Origin of the sequence: Pseudomonas sp. TTU2014-080ASC, from assembly GCF_001446935.1 — a bacterium.
Taxonomy (GTDB): Bacteria; Pseudomonadota; Gammaproteobacteria; order Pseudomonadales; family Pseudomonadaceae; genus Aquipseudomonas.
The window spans coordinates 56239-68929 of the sequence record NZ_LKKK01000001.1 but is presented as its reverse complement, the minus strand read 5'-3'; the positions used below and the strand labels follow the sequence as shown (position 1 = coordinate 68929).

Sequence of the window (12691 nt, the reverse complement as noted above, 5' to 3'; positions counted from 1 at the left end):
CGGCATCCGTCGCGATACAGCGAAAACCTCTGTTAGCGGTACAGTTTCAACTGACTGTAATAAGTAGCCAGTACAGTTTATCTGAGCAAGAAGGGCTCAGACGATGCGGTTCAAGGTCTGGTTGATAGCCAGCCAGCCTCGGGCAGCTTCATCACCAGCCTCGCTAAAGGCCCGCTGCAGTAGTTTGGCTTGCTCGCGGCGCAGCGCCTGCTCGAGTTTGGCGCCTTCGGCGGTGAAGGCCAAGATGCGCTTACGTTTGTCATCCTCGGCGGTCAGACTTTCGACCAGATTCATTTCCAGCAACTGACGCAGAGGAATGCTCAGGGCCTGCTTACTGACGCCCAGATAAGACAGCAAGTCCTTCATGCTCATGCCAGGGTACTTACCGATAAAAAACAGAATGCGATGGTGCACCCGGGACAGGCCGCGACGGGCCAGCATTTCATCCGCTTTTGAGGTGAATGCCTGATAGCCGAAGAAGAAGGCTTCCATGGCATTTTGTTGGGCGGTTGGATTTTTAAGGTCAATCATATTGACGTATCTGCTACTGTCGGCGTAATTTCGGTCAAACAGTTTGACCTAATTATATTTGTCTTTGCTACCGGTGATGTCCATGGCTTTCTCTGAACGTGTTGCCCGCCTGAAAAGCTCCCTGATTCGTGAAATTCTTGCTGCGGCGCAGCGTCCAGAGGTTATGTCCTTTGCTGGCGGGTTGCCAGCAGAGCCGATGCTGCCTAAAGTCGACTGGAGCGAAATGCCGGTCAGCATGGGCCAATACGGCATGAGTGAAGGTGAGCCCGCGCTGCGCGAAGCTATCGCCGCTGAAGCCCGCTCTTTGGGTGTACCGTGTGAAGCCAGCCAGGTACTGATTGTCAGCGGGTCTCAGCAGACACTCGATCTGGCCAGCAAGCTGTTTATCGATCCGGGCACTGAAGTGCTGCTGGAAGCTCCGACCTATCTCGCTGCCTTACAGGCGTTTCAACTGTTTGGTGCAGATTGCATCGCGGTGCCGCAAGAAGCCGATGGTCCGCAGATTGATGCGCTGCGCAAAACCCTGGAAACCCGTAAGCCTGCCTTTGCCTACCTGATCCCGACGTTCCAGAATCCGTCGGCTGTTCGCTACAGCGAAGCCAAGCGCGATGCCGTGGCGGCGCTGCTGGACGAGTTCGGCGTAACGCTGATTGAAGACGAGCCGTACCGTGAACTGGTGTTCGATGCTGGCAGCGCGACGCCGATCGTCTCGCGCCTGCAAAAGGCCAGCTGGATTTACACCGGCACTGTTTCCAAAACCCTGCTGCCAGGCTTGCGAGTGGGTTATCTGATCGCTACGCCTGATTTGTTCCCGTACCTGTTGCGTCTGAAGCAGTCGGCCGACCTGCACACCAACCGCGTTGGCCAGTGGCAAGCTCTGCAATGGCTCGGTACTGAGCAATTCCGCAGCCACCTGAGTGAGCTGCGTGATTTCTACCGTGTGCGCCGAGATGCTATGCAGAGTGTGCTGGCTGAGCACTTCAGTGATCTGGCGGATTGGCAGGTACCGCAAGGCGGTCTGTTCTTCTGGCTCAAGCTCAAGCAGCCGATGGATACTCGCACTGTGCTGGATCAGGCACTGGCGCAGAATGTGGCGTTTATGCCAGGTGAGCCGTTCTTCATTGATCCTGATCTGAACCCTGGCTATCTGCGTCTTAATTTCAGCCATGTTGCACCGGAGCGTCTTGATGAAGGTATCAAGCGTCTGGCTGCTGTTATCCGTGAGGCACAGGCCCGCTGACAGGCGGGCGGTGCGCTGCAGGGCTTGGAGGGCGTCATGTACACAGTTTACGGCGATTACCGTTCGGGCAATTGCTACAAGGTCAAGCTGATGCTGCATTTGCTTGGCCTGGAGTACCAATGGGTCGCGATGGATATTCTTAAAGGCGACACCCGCCAGGCGGCTTTTCTGGAGAAAAACCCTAACGGCAAGATTCCCGTGCTGGAGCTCGAGGATGGCAGCTGCTTATGGGAGTCCAACGCAATTCTCAACTTTTTGGCCGATAACAGTGAGTTCCTGCCCACGGAGCCCCGACTGCGAACGCAAGTGCTGCAATGGCAGTTTTTTGAGCAATATAGCCATGAGCCGAATGTCGCGGTGGCACGCTTCATCAAGCTTTATCAGGGGATGCCTGATGATCGCCGCAGCGAATATGAGACGTGTGTGGAGTTGGGCTACAGGGCTTTCAAGGTGATGGAACAGCAGCTTCAGCGTACGCCGTATCTGGTTGGCGAGTTCTTTTCGATTGCTGACATTGCCCTATATGCGTATACCCACGTGGCCGATGAGGCAGGCTTTGACCTCGCTCCGTATCCAGCGATACAGGCTTGGTTGGCGCGTATTGCTGCGCATCCGCGTTATGTGGGTATGCACGACTGAGCAACAAGACCGGCGGGCGCCATGAAGGCTCTCGCCGGTCACGTACTGATGACGAAAAACACTTATCATTCAATGATCTATCACCATGACGGGTCAGCGAATGCCCTCTGCTGTACAGCGCTATAAAAAGCTCATCTCCGACGCCCTGGCGCGCTATTTTCCCCATACCACCGCGTATTTGCAGGCTGAGCGTGAGGCATCCGCTCCAGCCAAACCTGCCCGGAGCAAAGGGAAAAGCGCGTCAGCCAAGCCGAAAAAAACTGCCGACAAGCCCAAGTCGGGTGGTGCAGCTAAGCGCAGTAAATCGGCTGGTACTGGTATCTACAGTGCTGTCCCCATGCAAGTGGATGCCGTTCAGGTTAAAAACATGCAAGAGCAGGTTGCTCGAGCTGTGGAGGCAGGGCTTATTGCTCCGCCCTCAGCCGAGCAGTGGGCGATGATTCTCAGTGCGCAGCCTCTGACGAGAATTTTTGCCGGTGCCGGTTCTGGAAAATCAACCACGTTGATTCTGCGGGTCATGTTTATGTTGGTTCATCTGGGCATCAAGCCCGAGCAGATGACCATTATTTCCTTCACTAACGCGTCCTGCGCCGAGCTGCGTCAGCAGCTGCTGAAGGTCGCCGGGCACTTTGCTTGCAACCTATCTGAGGGCCAGGTCCAGCAAATGGTGCGCACCTTTCATTCGGCAATGGCGCTTCTGGCCAAGGGGCTGTTGGGGCCTTGCAACTGGTTTGAGCAACTGGACGAACGAGGCGCGGCTGAGCAGGAGCCGGAAAACCCTCTGCTGGCGTCCCGTCTGCGTCCCGCTCAGCAGCGTTTACTCAAGCAGGCGTATCAACAGTGTTTTAGCGAGCAACCACGCTTTGCTGAATGTATCAGGCAGCTGCTGGGTGAGCCCCAGGTCGTAGCGACCAAAGCCCCAGAAGGGTTAATCACCTTAGCTGGGGAGTTCACGGCAGTGCCCCTGTATGAGGCGTTTTATGCCCAGGGTGCATTTGCTGAAAGTATCGGCTTACGGGTTGAGCAACTTCGGGTGCGGGCCCTTGAGTGCCCTGATCGGGAAAAGCAATTTGCTGAGGCTCTGGTGCTTTATTGGCGTTGCTTCAAGCAGGTGCTTGAAGCGCAAGGGCTGACTACCTTTAATTGGGCTTTCCAAGTGCTGACAGATAAGCTCGCCAGTACGGACTCTGTCATTGATGCTGCGTTGCTTGCGCCATTTAATCACCTCTTGATCGACGAATTTCAGGATATATCGCCGCAAATTGTTCAATGGCTGCAGGCGCTTCAGCGGAGGATTGTCCGTGCGGGTAACCCGGTCAGTCTCATGGCTATTGGCGATGACTGGCAGTCAATTTATGGTTGGCGCGGCAGCTCACCGGAATTGTTTATGGACTTTGACCGGCATTTTCCCTGCAAAGGGCGTGGTAAACGCAGTTCTGTGCTGACGCTGGCAACTAACTACCGCAGCGTTGAGCCGGTTATCCGGGATGCGGAAGCCGTTTTGGAGGAAGTTGTCTGTAAGCAGAGCAAAGCCAGTTTGGCCAGCCGTGAGACGGAGGCGGGAGATCATGGTGTGCGTTTGATTCAGCGCTTTGATCTGAATCGGCGCTTGCCCGAACTGCTTGAGCAGATTCGCAGCCAATGCACCTACGCTACAGCCCGCAAGCGTGAACGTACCGGTGTGTTGCTACTCAGCCGACGCAACGAGCCACTCAAGCGCATCATGGCTGAGCTGGACAGAAAGCTACCGGTCCGGGCTATGACCATTCACCGGGCCAAAGGCTTGCAGGCGGAAGTGGCGATTATCCTGGATGACTGCATGCCGCCGGTGCCGCACCCGCTACGCAATGGCCTGTACGCTCAGAGTGGTTTTTTCAGTAACAACTACGACTCGGCGATGCGTGATGAAAGTCTGCGCTTGGCTTACGTGGCTATTACCCGTGGCGTAAGTCGGGTGTTCTGGTATTGCCAGAAGGCCCAGGGCGCGACCCGTTTGCTGGGACAACGAGGGCGCTGAGGCCGTCAGGTGGCAGTAACAGATAAAGTCGACCAGCGGCAGAGCCCGCCCTGTCATGGTATTTCGTCAAAATCTGCACGATGGTGCTTCAGCTGGATCACGTTAAAGCTGATTTTTTCGCAATACTTTGTGACAATGCGCGCCCGCTAATATCGAGTGCTTTTGCATGCTCTCCCTCTTTTCCAGCATGGACGCCTGGCTGATTGCCTGCCTCGTCATTGCCGTTACCTTTGTCCTCGCCTTTGAGTTCATCAACGGCTTCCACGACACTGCCAACGCGGTTGCTACCGTGATCTACACCAAAGCCATGACGCCGAACCTGGCAGTGTTTTGCTCGGGTGTTTTCAACTTCCTAGGCGTATTGCTGGGAGGCGTTGGTGTCGCCTATGCGATTGTGCATTTGCTGCCTGTTGATCTGCTGATCAACGTCAATACCGGACAAGGTTTGGTGATGGTCTTTTCCCTGCTGGCAGCGGCGATTTTGTGGAACCTCGGCACTTGGTATTTCGGGATCCCGGCGTCCAGCTCTCACACGCTGATTGGCTCGATCCTCGGTGTTGGGCTTGCCAATGCGTTGATCACAGATATTTCCGTCGGCGAAGGCGTCAACTGGCAGAAGGCCACTGATATCGGCATGTCGCTGCTGTTCTCGCCGCTGGCCGGTTTTGCTGTAGCTGCGCTGTTGCTGATTGCACTCAAGCTGTGGAAACCCAACTCAACCATGCACAGTTCGCCGGTGCAGCGTATTGAAGAAAAGGGTAAAAAGCACCCGCCGTTCTGGAACCGTATGGTGCTGGTGACGTCGGCCATGGCTGTGAGCTTTGTGCATGGTTCGAATGATGGCCAGAAGGGGATTGGTCTGATCATGCTGGTGCTGATTGGTATCGTGCCTGCGCACTTTGCGGTTGATCTTAATGCCACTGGCTATGAGATTGCCCGCACCCGTGATGCCGCTGTCCATCTGGGGGACTTCTACCACCGCAACAGTGATTCGCTCTCTGAGTATCTGGCTCTGGGCAAGGGTAATGGCTCTGATCTGCCGAAGCAGTTCCACTGTGACCCGCAGCAGACCGAGGCAACTCTGGCCTCGCTGTTGACCATTCTCAATGGGGTGCACGATTACGAGGACATTCCACCGGCCCAGCGCATTGAAATGCGTCGTTATCTGCTGTGCCTGGATGATGCAGCGCGTAAGGTCTCCAAGCTGGATGTGCTGCCAGCGCGGGAGAAGAGCGATCTGGAAAAACTGCGCCAGGACCTGACCGCAACTACTGAGTACGTTCCGTTCTGGGTTGTACTGGCGGTTGCGCTGTCTCTGGGGCTGGGCACCATGGTCGGCTGGAAGCGGGTTGTACTGACTGTTGGCGAGAAGATTGGCCGGGGCGGTATGACTTACGCTCAGGGCATGAGTGCGCAGGTTACTGCGGCCATGGCGATTGGTCTGGCGAACATCTTTAGTCTGCCGGTTTCGACCACTCATGTGCTGTCATCGGGTGTGGCCGGGACCATGGTGGCGAACCGCAGTGGGCTTCAGTCCGGTACCGTGCGCAACATTCTGATGGCCTGGGCATTAACCTTGCCGGTGGCGATGTCGCTGGCTGCGGGTTTGTATCTGGCGGTGACCTTCCTGTTCCTCCGCTGACTGTTATTGCCTGAACCGGACTCGCTCCGGTTCAGGTATCGCGCAACAAGTCGTGCGCGTTGAGCAGGCTGTAGGCTATCTCAGGGCGCTTCTCCAGGCTGCGGCGAATGGCTGTTGGGATCGCCTGGCGGGTTTTTCGGCACAGGCCGGGTTGCTCGTCGATCAGAACTTGAATCCCGCGCATGCTGCGCACTTCGTTATAGCCGGGCTCTACGCTCAGGCGAATCCCCAACTGTTGCTCCATCCTCTGCTGCATGCGGTAGAGGTGCTCAAGGCTCTCAAGATTCTCCAGACGCTCCAGCATGCGCTTCTCTTCATTGCGGGTCAGTAGAAGGATGCGGTGGTCTGCCTGAGCATTATCCAGTAGCTCTTCACGCCCGCAGTTGCAGGCGCCTGGAGGGCAAGGCTGGCGAATGGGCAGTGATTGGTTCATGGGGCCAGATCATAGCCAGCTTCTTCGCGTCTTGCCTACGGGCGGTGGTGGACAAGGCAGATGAAGGGTGTTTTAGTGCAGCGCTTATTTTTTTCTGCTTATAGCCCGTTATGCCGCTGATCCGCCTAATCCTGATTGCGCTGTTGCTGAGTGCTCTGTCCGTGCAGAGCATGGCAGGTGTGCGCATGGTTGTTCAGGGGGGCAACTGTGCGTCAGCCAGTGCGCATGAGGGGCATCATCAGGATTCTCTCCCGACGGCCTCTGGCTGTGCTGCACAGGCTGATATGGCTCACCAGCATGGTGGTCATTTATGCGCGCTGTGCGTTTTCTGTCCGGCTGGTGTGGCTTTGACGTCTTCGCTTAATCTGGCAGTGCCGTTTATTCCGGTTTCACAATTGACTGCCTGGTCTTTTGCCGTGCGCAGTACGGTACCCGGTCTGGCCGATAAGCCTCCCAAATACCTCCTCGTTTAAGTATTCGTCACGCAAAAACGGCGATTGTGCGTGCCTTCGGGGCGTGTGATCGGCCAGATACGGATTAATTCGAGGATAGATTATGCACCTGAACGCCATCGCTATGGCTGTATTTTTGAGTGTTGCCAGCAGCCACGTTGCTGCTGATCAGATGATGGATCACAGTCACCATCACGCGGCAGCTCCTGAGCAGCAACCCTGGGGGATTGCCGGAGATGCGGCAGCTGTCAGTCGTTCCATTGAAATCAGCATGGATGACAACATGCGCTTCAGTCCTGAACTGATTGAGGTGCAGCAGGGCGAAACCATACGGTTTGTGTTGCCTAACAAGGGTGCTGTACAGCATGAATTTGTGTTGGGGGAAAAGGCGGGGTTGGATGAGTACGCCAACATGGTCCTGCAAGGTATGGGGATGCAGCACGGCCAGACCGGGATGTCTCACGTTGATCCTGGACAAGCCGGAGAGGTGTTGTGGACCTTTAACCGAGCTGGAACGTTTGACTTTGCCTGTTTGATCGCCGGTCACTACCAGTCAGGCATGATCGGCAAGATCAAGGTCAATCCGCGCTAAACCATGCTGGGGCCATTTGTTATGGCCCCAGTTATTGGGTCAGACGTTGGCAAAGCGATCATTCAGATAAGCAATGATCGCTTTGGACTCATAAAGCCAAGTGACCTGCCCGCCGTCTTCAATACGCAGGCAAGGCACTTGGATCTTGCCGCCTTGCTGTTCCAGCTCAAGGCGTGCTTGTGCGTCTTCTTTCGCGTCGCGCAATTGCACCGGCACATTCAGGCGATGCAGGGTGCGGCGGGTTTTAACGCAGAACGGGCAGGCTTGAAACTGATACAGGCTTAGCGATTTGGCTGATACCTCAACAGCAGCCTGAGCTGCTTGCGGGCGCTTCATTTTTGCCGGACGGGTGATCCAGTCGATGAAGATAATCAACTGACCGAGGCCTTTGCGCAGGGCGGTAATAATCATGCAGAGAGAAACCTTGGGTGAAAAAAGGGCCGCGCAGCTTACCTGAGTTCGGCTGTGCGTGGCAGGGTGGTTTACACCGGCTTGCATCGTCATAATCCTGGCCGGTGTCATAGCCGTAACAGGATTCGTCATGCAACCCGAAGATTTACTGCTGCTGGTCAGCCGCGAAATGCCTTATGGCAAATACAAAGGGCGGTTATTGGCAGACTTACCGGGCCACTATCTGAACTGGTTTGCCCGTGAAGGGTTTCCCAAAGGGGAAATCGGCAGGCTATTGGCCCTAATGCAGGAGATTGATCATAACGGCCTGAGTGGTCTGCTTGATCCGCTGCGGAGCAGGCCGCGTCAGCCGCTTAAAGGTCGATGATGCGGATGCTGCAGCAGCCCGTTTTCGGGCTCCTGCAGTGGTTTAACGGGTCACAGTGCCGTCGACTTGCTGTTCTCTGAGTCGGCGTTTGAGCTAGTCGCGTCCGTGTTGGCTTGTGGAACGGGACGGCCCTCCGGCTGAACCTCAACAAACGGCAGACCCAGACGCTCGCTGCTCCAGGCGCGGGTCTGATTGGTCAGTTCGAGATTACCGTTCAGCTTCTGACCATAAGTCGGAATAATTTCCGCGAGTTTGGCCTGCCATTCCGGCGTTTTAACCTTCTCTTTGAAGGTTTTCTCAATCAGCGAGAGCATGATCGGAGCTGCTGTTGAGGCGCCAGGTGAAGCGCCCAGAAGGGCTGCGATGCTGCCATCTTCAGCGCTGACGACCTCAGTGCCGAACTGCAGCACACCGCCGTGTTGTGGGTCTTTCTTGATGATCTGCACGCGCTGTCCGGCTTGGATCAGTTTCCAGTCGGCCGCTTTAGCCTCTGGGAAGTACTCGCGCAGCGAAGCCAGGCGATCGTCGTCCGTGAGCATCAGTTGGCCGATCAGGTAGGTGCTAAGTGGGATGTTGTCCCAGCCTGCACTCAGCATCGGGCTGATGTTGTGGGTGGTAATGGCGCCAAACATATCCAGCAGCGAACCATTTTTCAGGAATTTGGTGGAGAAGGTTGCGAACGGTCCGAATAGCAGTACTTTCTTGCCGTCAATCACGCGGGTGTCCAAGTGCGGTACTGACATGGGCGGGGAGCCGACTGAGGCCTTACCGTACACCTTGGCCAGGTGCTTGGAGACAATCTCCGGGTTGCTGGTGGCGAGGAAGGAGCCGCCTACCGGGAAGCCCGCATAGCCGTCTGCTTCTTTGATACCGGATTTCTGCAGCAGCTTCAGAGCGGCACCACCGGCACCGATAAATACGAACTTGGCTTTGACGACCTTTTCCGCCTCTGCGTTGCCGAGATCGGCCACGACAACATTCCAGGTTCCGTCAGCATTGCGCTTGAGGTCGCGGACTTCGTGCTTCAGGTTGATCTTTACCGTGTCTTTTTGCGCAAGTGAGCTGAACAGCTGACGGGTGATTTCACCGAAGTTCACATCCGTTCCGATAGACATGCGTGTAGCAGCGATTTTCTGGCTCGGATCGCGGCCCTCCATGATCAGAGGTACCCACTGTTTAATCTGTTGCGGGTCTTCGGAATATTCCATGCCACGGAACAGGGTGCTGTGTTGCAACGCCGCATGGCGCTTTTTGAGGAATTCGACGTTGTCGTCTCCCCATACAAAGCTCATGTGCGGTGTGTTGTTAATGAAGCTGGAAGGGTTGTTGAGGACCTTTTGGGTAACCTGATAGGCCCAGAACTGCTTTGAGATCTCGAACGATTCGTTGATCGCCACGGCTTTGCTGATGTCGATGCTGCCATCGGCCTGTTCGGAGGTGTAGTTCAGTTCGGCAAAGGCGGAGTGGCCAGTGCCTGCGTTGTTCCAGGGGTTAGAGCTTTCGGCGGCAACTTGGTCGAGGCGCTCGAAAACCTCAACCTTCCAGTCTGGCTGCAGTTCAGTGAGGTAGGTGCCCAATGTGGCACTCATGATGCCGCCACCAATGAGCACTACATCGACGGTGGAGTCAGCGTCTGGCTGCTTGGAGCAACCGATGACGCTTACACAGAGCAAGGACAAAAGTATTTTTTTCATAGGGAATGCCATTCCATGGTAGGGGTAGTAACCAGTTTAGGTCGGCGCGCACATATTGCTGTCGCGCTCGTCCAGTTACTAACAGTGACTGCCTGCCGGCGGTGCGCCCTTTGTGGAGGGCCAAGAGGCAGGTGCAGGTCGAGGAAGGCAGGAAATGTGCCAGCCTGCTACAGAGCGGCTGCTGATTGTAGCTATGGGCAAGTGATGTGGTGGATATCCGCCATTAGGTCCCAATTTCGGAGGGGGTGTTGGCGGTTTTTCGCCAAGATAAGGCTGTAATTGCGATAACAGGCAATAAAAAACCGGCGTAGGCCGGTTTTTTAGGTTTCAGCCGTTGATCAGGCTGAGGAATTCGCTGCGGGTAGCCGGGTTTTCCCGGAATTCACCGAGCATCACCGAAGTGACCATGGAGGAGTTCTGCTTTTCTACGCCGCGCATCATCATGCACATGTGCTGGGCTTCAATAACCACGGCAACGCCCAACGCACCGGTGACTTGCTGAATAGCCTCGGCAATCTGACGACTGAGGTTTTCCTGGATCTGCAGGCGGCGGGCGTACATGTCGACGATACGCGCGACTTTGGACAGGCCCAGTACTTTGCCATCAGGGATGTAAGCCACGTGGGCTTTGCCAATAAAGGGCAGCAAGTGATGCTCACACAGGGAGTAGAGCTCGATATTTTTCACAAGCACCATTTCGCTGTTATCGGAGCTGAACAGTGCGCCGTTGGTGACTTCTTCCAGCGTCTGCTGGTAGCCGCGGCACAGGTACTGCATGGCTTTAGCGGCACGTTTTGGCGTATCCAGAAGGCCTTCGCGGGAAACGTCCTCGCCGAGCTGGCCAAGGATAGCGGTGTAGTTTTGTTCCAGGGACATGGGAATCTCGTTGGTCTTTCAAAGTGCGCAGGTTAGGGCGCAGGTTAGGCACTGGCAAGTGTAGTGCTTGTCAGTGGCGTCAGCTTAGTCGTCGCGTCCGTCCATCATCAGGCGTTTGAGCATCACGTAGACCGCCCCGGTTCCGCCGTGTTTGGCTTGGCATGAGGTGAAGCCGAGCACTTGTGGGTGCTGGCGTAGCCAGGTGTTGACGTGGCTTTTAATCATCGGGCCCCGGCCATTTTTGCGCTGAGCCTTGCCGTGGGTAACGCGCACACAGCGGACTTCCAGGCGATTGGCCTCGGCAATGAACTCCCACAGCGTGTCGCGCGCTTGCTCCACGGTCATGCCGTGCAGATCCAGTGAGCCTTCAAAGGGGATCTGGCCCAGCTTGAGTTTGCGCATCTGGCCTTCCTGCACGCCGTTACCCGCCCAGTACAAGACGTCTTCCGGGTCGACATCAATTACGAACTGATCAGACAGCCCGTCAACTTTGATGGTTTTGACACTGGCAGTGGCCGCCTGCCGCAATGTGGTCAGCTGCGCCTTGTTGGGCTTGGGTTTGCCGGTGTCTGCGCGGTCATGTTTGATGGGTTTTACGCCGCGCAGCTCGGCTCTGAACAGGGAAAAATCGTCGTCTTGCATCGGTGCCTCCACGAATCCCGCTAGTTTACCCAAGGATCAGGGGGAAATGCTGCATTCGCGGACGATCCATTATTGGCCTCAGTCGCGGCGTTTCATCAGGTGGGGCGAAAGACTCAGACTGTTGTCACGGCGCAGGCGACGGCGGCACAGGCGCCAGATAAAGACGCCGATGAGTAAGGACATTACTCCGGTAAAGACCATGATGCGTGCGGCGGCCGGGTTATCGTTAAGTTCGGTCAGTTCAGCAGGCTGGCTGACCAGGCTGGTGGAACCGGTCGCAAGCAGAATGATGGAAAGCAGGATGAACAGGATTGCCACAGCGGTTCCCAAACGTGAGCGCCAGGTTCCCGGTTTGCGTGAGCGCAAGCAGCGCGGATCAAAATCATCGGAGAGCTTCATTGCGCTTCCTCTTTTATAGTCTCAGCGGTGAGACCTGAGGAAGCAGAGCAGGTTCAACCTGCTCTGTTGAACGGTGTTGCTGTTTATTAACTCAGATCAGCGAGCGGGCGTCAGGGACAACGGCGGCGAAATTATCGGCCAGGGCAACGATTTCGGTGCGGTGCATATCTGCGGCGCTGATGATCTGTCCGTCAGGTGTTGGTAGGTCGCGGGTAGCACAGGCTGCGTCTACGACGGTGCAGCGATAGCCGAAGTCCTTAGTGGCCCGAACTGTGGTGCTGATGCTGGAGTGGGTCATAAAACCGCAGACAATCAGGTCCAGATTTCCGATGGCCTGCAAGGTGTCGTGCAGCTGGGTGCCGGAAAACGCATTGGGCAAGCGTTTTTCAATGATTGTCTCGCCAGCCAACGGAGCAGCTTCAGGTAGGTGATAACCGCGTGGTCCGCGCGGGTCGAGCAAGCCATCAGGGATGCCCATGTGCTTGACGTGGACTATAGGGCGGCCCAGTGTGCGCGCGGCCTTGAGCAGTTGGGTGATCTCAGCCAGGGCAGCATCCAGACCTGGTAATTTCAACACGCCGCTGCGGTATTCCTCCTGTGCGTCAATCACGATCAGGGTCGCATTGCGCAGGTTGGCAGGGGCGTGGGTGCGACCTGTCAAAGCAAGCAGCGTCTGTGGAATGGTCATGTCATAAACTCCAGACTGGACGAGTAGGCTATTCTCGCCCGCAGCCGGGTTTATGTGAACCTTTACGA

14 protein-coding genes are annotated in these 12691 nt (G+C 56.0%); 6 read left to right on the top strand and 8 right to left on the bottom strand.

What is annotated here, in order from left to right; genetic code table 11:
• Window positions 1-96: 96 nt before the first annotated feature.
• Window positions 97-531 (bottom strand): MarR family winged helix-turn-helix transcriptional regulator, encoded by a 435-nt coding sequence (locus tag AO726_RS00315; RefSeq protein ID WP_058066069.1) that lies wholly within the window; start codon window positions 529-531, stop codon window positions 97-99.
• An 82-nt stretch (window positions 532-613) separates the two neighbouring features.
• On the opposite strand from AO726_RS00315, the gene AO726_RS00310 reads away from it, so the two are divergent.
• From AO726_RS00310 to AO726_RS00295, 4 genes are all read left to right on the top strand, one after another.
• Window positions 614-1771, top strand: coding sequence for an aminotransferase-like domain-containing protein (locus AO726_RS00310; RefSeq protein ID WP_058066068.1), 1158 nt, complete (start codon window positions 614-616; stop codon window positions 1769-1771).
• Between the two features lie 36 nt (window positions 1772-1807).
• Complete coding sequence (locus AO726_RS00305; protein ID WP_058066067.1) at window positions 1808-2410, top strand: glutathione S-transferase family protein; 603 nt, start codon at window positions 1808-1810, stop codon at window positions 2408-2410.
• Between the two features lie 100 nt (window positions 2411-2510).
• On the top strand, window positions 2511-4427 hold the full coding sequence (locus tag AO726_RS00300) for a DEAD/DEAH box helicase (RefSeq protein WP_058067047.1): 1917 nt from the start codon (window positions 2511-2513) through the stop codon (window positions 4425-4427).
• Between the two features lie 166 nt (window positions 4428-4593).
• Entirely contained in the window at window positions 4594-6069 is a 1476-nt protein-coding gene (locus AO726_RS00295; protein ID WP_058066066.1) for an inorganic phosphate transporter, read from the top strand.
• Between the two features lie 31 nt (window positions 6070-6100).
• Here the strand turns inward: AO726_RS00295 and AO726_RS00290 are convergent, their stop codons facing one another.
• A complete protein-coding gene (locus AO726_RS00290) occupies window positions 6101-6502 on the bottom strand; it encodes a hypothetical protein (RefSeq protein WP_058066065.1) in 402 nt (133 codons plus the stop codon).
• Between the two features lie 555 nt (window positions 6503-7057).
• On the opposite strand from AO726_RS00290, the gene AO726_RS00280 reads away from it, so the two are divergent.
• A complete protein-coding gene (locus AO726_RS00280) occupies window positions 7058-7546 on the top strand; it encodes a cupredoxin domain-containing protein (protein ID WP_058066063.1) in 489 nt (162 codons plus the stop codon).
• A 39-nt stretch (window positions 7547-7585) separates the two neighbouring features.
• Here AO726_RS00280 and AO726_RS00275 read toward each other — a convergent pair whose 3' ends face one another.
• On the bottom strand, window positions 7586-7957 hold the full coding sequence (locus AO726_RS00275; RefSeq protein WP_058067046.1) for a glutaredoxin family protein: 372 nt from the start codon (window positions 7955-7957) through the stop codon (window positions 7586-7588).
• A gap of 130 nt (window positions 7958-8087) precedes the next feature.
• Here AO726_RS00275 and AO726_RS00270 point away from each other — a divergent pair, with 130 nt between their 5' ends.
• Complete coding sequence (locus tag AO726_RS00270) at window positions 8088-8324, top strand: DUF3820 family protein (RefSeq protein ID WP_058066062.1); 237 nt, start codon at window positions 8088-8090, stop codon at window positions 8322-8324.
• Window positions 8325-8374: 50 nt separating this feature from the next.
• Here the strand turns inward: AO726_RS00270 and AO726_RS00265 are convergent, their stop codons facing one another.
• From AO726_RS00265 to AO726_RS00245, 5 genes are all read right to left on the bottom strand, one after another.
• Window positions 8375-10018: a malate:quinone oxidoreductase gene (locus AO726_RS00265; protein WP_082629013.1), complete on the bottom strand. Its 1644-nt coding sequence runs from the start codon at window positions 10016-10018 to the stop codon at window positions 8375-8377.
• Between the two features lie 327 nt (window positions 10019-10345).
• Complete coding sequence (folE, locus tag AO726_RS00260) at window positions 10346-10894, bottom strand: GTP cyclohydrolase I FolE (protein WP_058066061.1); 549 nt, start codon at window positions 10892-10894, stop codon at window positions 10346-10348.
• An 84-nt stretch (window positions 10895-10978) separates the two neighbouring features.
• A complete protein-coding gene (locus AO726_RS00255) occupies window positions 10979-11536 on the bottom strand; it encodes a Smr/MutS family protein (RefSeq protein ID WP_058066060.1) in 558 nt (185 codons plus the stop codon).
• 78 nt (window positions 11537-11614) lie between these two features.
• On the bottom strand, window positions 11615-11935 hold the full coding sequence (locus tag AO726_RS00250) for a hypothetical protein (protein WP_058066059.1): 321 nt from the start codon (window positions 11933-11935) through the stop codon (window positions 11615-11617).
• 91 nt (window positions 11936-12026) lie between these two features.
• Window positions 12027-12623, bottom strand: coding sequence for a cysteine hydrolase family protein (locus AO726_RS00245; RefSeq protein ID WP_058066058.1), 597 nt, complete (start codon window positions 12621-12623; stop codon window positions 12027-12029).
• Window positions 12624-12691 lie beyond the last annotated feature (68 nt).

Coding starts and splice junctions, on each gene's coding strand:
- AO726_RS00315 (WP_058066069.1), bottom strand. CDS start 531: ATGATTGACCTTAAAAATCCAACCGCCCAACAAAATGCCATGGAAGCC.
- AO726_RS00310 (WP_058066068.1), top strand. CDS start 614: ATGGCTTTCTCTGAACGTGTTGCCCGCCTGAAAAGCTCCCTGATTCGT.
- AO726_RS00305 (WP_058066067.1), top strand. CDS start 1,808: ATGTACACAGTTTACGGCGATTACCGTTCGGGCAATTGCTACAAGGTC.
- AO726_RS00300 (WP_058067047.1), top strand. CDS start 2,511: ATGCCCTCTGCTGTACAGCGCTATAAAAAGCTCATCTCCGACGCCCTG.
- AO726_RS00295 (WP_058066066.1), top strand. CDS start 4,594: ATGCTCTCCCTCTTTTCCAGCATGGACGCCTGGCTGATTGCCTGCCTC.
- AO726_RS00290 (WP_058066065.1), bottom strand. CDS start 6,502: ATGAACCAATCACTGCCCATTCGCCAGCCTTGCCCTCCAGGCGCCTGC.
- AO726_RS00280 (WP_058066063.1), top strand. CDS start 7,058: ATGCACCTGAACGCCATCGCTATGGCTGTATTTTTGAGTGTTGCCAGC.
- AO726_RS00275 (WP_058067046.1), bottom strand. CDS start 7,957: ATGATTATTACCGCCCTGCGCAAAGGCCTCGGTCAGTTGATTATCTTC.
- AO726_RS00270 (WP_058066062.1), top strand. CDS start 8,088: ATGCAACCCGAAGATTTACTGCTGCTGGTCAGCCGCGAAATGCCTTAT.
- AO726_RS00265 (WP_082629013.1), bottom strand. CDS start 10,018: ATGAAAAAAATACTTTTGTCCTTGCTCTGTGTAAGCGTCATCGGTTGC.
- folE (WP_058066061.1), bottom strand. CDS start 10,894: ATGTCCCTGGAACAAAACTACACCGCTATCCTTGGCCAGCTCGGCGAG.
- AO726_RS00255 (WP_058066060.1), bottom strand. CDS start 11,536: ATGCAAGACGACGATTTTTCCCTGTTCAGAGCCGAGCTGCGCGGCGTA.
- AO726_RS00250 (WP_058066059.1), bottom strand. CDS start 11,935: ATGAAGCTCTCCGATGATTTTGATCCGCGCTGCTTGCGCTCACGCAAA.
- AO726_RS00245 (WP_058066058.1), bottom strand. CDS start 12,623: ATGACCATTCCACAGACGCTGCTTGCTTTGACAGGTCGCACCCACGCC.